At 71.7% G+C, this 1875-nt stretch carries 2 protein-coding genes; one reads left to right on the top strand and one right to left on the bottom strand.

The window, feature by feature from the left end:
- Positions 1-24: 24 nt before the first annotated feature.
- A complete protein-coding gene (locus tag ACLJQZ_RS48420; RefSeq protein WP_410628485.1) occupies positions 25-726 on the bottom strand; it encodes a response regulator transcription factor in 702 nt (233 codons plus the stop codon).
- A gap of 108 nt (positions 727-834) precedes the next feature.
- Between ACLJQZ_RS48420 and ACLJQZ_RS48415 the strand changes: the two genes are divergently transcribed.
- Positions 835-1875: sensor histidine kinase (locus ACLJQZ_RS48415; RefSeq protein WP_410628484.1), on the top strand; the 1041-nt coding region annotated here is incomplete at its 3' end.

The following is a 1875-nucleotide window of genomic DNA, read 5'->3' as shown; positions in this document are numbered from 1 at the left end:
AAGGTTAACGTCCGGCAAGAACGGTCACGTCCCCTGCGGAACCGGCTGCTCCAAGCGGTAGCCATAGCCCCGCACGGTGGTGATGACGGGCAGCGCGCCGGAGTCCGCCGCGGCGGCGGCCAGCTTGCGCCGGAGGGCGACGATGTGCACGTCCAGCGTTTTCGTCGAGCCGTGCCAGTGTGTGTCCCACACGTCCGCCATCAGCGTGTCCCGGCTGATCGCCGCACCGGGCTCCTGCGCCAGCCGTAGAAGCAGGTCGAACTCTTTGGGGCGCAGGGAAACCTCGTCGCCCGCCAGTACCACGCGGCGGGCGGCGACCTGGACCACCAGCTCCCCCACCCGCAGCGGCATCGCGTTCGACGAATACCCGCGGCGCAGGTGCGCGTGCAGCCGCGCCAGCAGCTCCCGCAGCCGGATCGGCTTGGTCAGGTAGTCGTCGGCACCGACCTCCAGCCCCACGACGACGTCCATCTCCTGCGTGCGCGCCGTGATCATGATGATCAGCGCGTTCGGCGTGATCACCCGCGCGCGCCGGCACACCTCGATCCCGTCGAGGTCCGGCAACCCCAGATCGAGCAGGACGACGTTGTACTCGTCGAGCTTCATCCGGCGTAGCGCGTCGCCCCCGGTGTGGGACCACATCACGTCGTAGTCGTGCATCCGCAGGGCCGATTCGAGCAGGCTGCCGATGGTTTCGTCGTCTTCTACGAGCAGAACCGCGGCCATGGGGAAATGCTACCGGAATTCCGAGACGCCGATCTCCGGCCGCGGAATTTACCTCTTTGTGGTGAAAGCCAACCATTCGCTAACCTTTTCGGCGGGCAGACTGCGGTCATGCGCAGACGCATCATTCTGCTCGCCGTCGCCGCCGCGCTGCTGGCGACCAGTCTTTTCGGAATTCCGCTCGCGGTCGGCGTCGCGAGCTACTTCACCCAGGACGAGCGCACCGAGCTCGAGCGCACCGCCGACGCCGCGGCCCTGTCGATCGCCGACGACATGCTCACGCACCGGAGCCTGCCGGAGTTCCCGGGGTCCGAAGAGGACACCACCGGGCTCTACAGCCCGGCGGGTGTCCTCCTGACGGGCAGCGGCCCGGCGCAGGCCGATCCCGTCGTGTCACGCGCTCGCGGCGGCGCGGTGGCCACCGGCGAGGTCGGCTCGGAGCTCGTCGTCGCCGTGCCGATCCTGCAGGACGACCGGCTGAGCGGCATCGTGCGCGCGTCGACGCCCCGCACCGACGGCTACCAGAAGATCGCGCTCTCCTGGCTCGCCATGGCCGGGCTGGCGGCCGCCGCGGTCGCCCTGACGTGGCTGCTCGCCGCGCGGCTGGCGGCACGGGTCGCCGGCCCGCTCGAGCAGCTGTCCGCGGCCGCCGGGCGGCTCGGGGACGGCGACTTCGGCGTCCGCGCCCCGATCAGCGGCATCGGCGAGATCGACCAGCTGGGCGGCGCCCTGGACGGGGCGGCGGCCCGGATCGCCGACGCCTTGGACCGCCAGCGCGCCCTCGCGGCCGACGCGTCGCACCAGCTGCGCACCCCGCTGGCCGGCCTGCGTCTGCAGCTGGAGTCGGCCCTCGACCCGCCAGGACAGGATCTGGAAGCGGCCGTCGCAGCCGCGATCGCCACAGCGGACCGGCTGGAGACGACGATCGACGACCTGGTCACCCTCGCCGTCCGCCCGCCGGAGGACCGCGGGGTGATCGAGCCGGACGTGCTGCTGCGCGACGTCGTGGCCGGCTGGCGGAACCTGCTCGCCACCCAGGGACGGCAGCTGGTCATCTCCCCCGACGCCGACGGGCGTCCGAGAGCCGCCGAGGCCGCGGTGCGGCAGATCGTCGGCGTCCTGCTCGACAACGCCGTCATCCACGGCGCGGGG

The sequence above is a fragment of the Amycolatopsis sp. cmx-8-4 genome, assembly GCF_046548675.1.
In the GTDB taxonomy this organism is placed as follows: Bacteria; Actinomycetota; Actinomycetes; order Mycobacteriales; family Pseudonocardiaceae; genus Amycolatopsis.
This window is presented reverse-complemented; position numbering and strand designations above follow the sequence as displayed.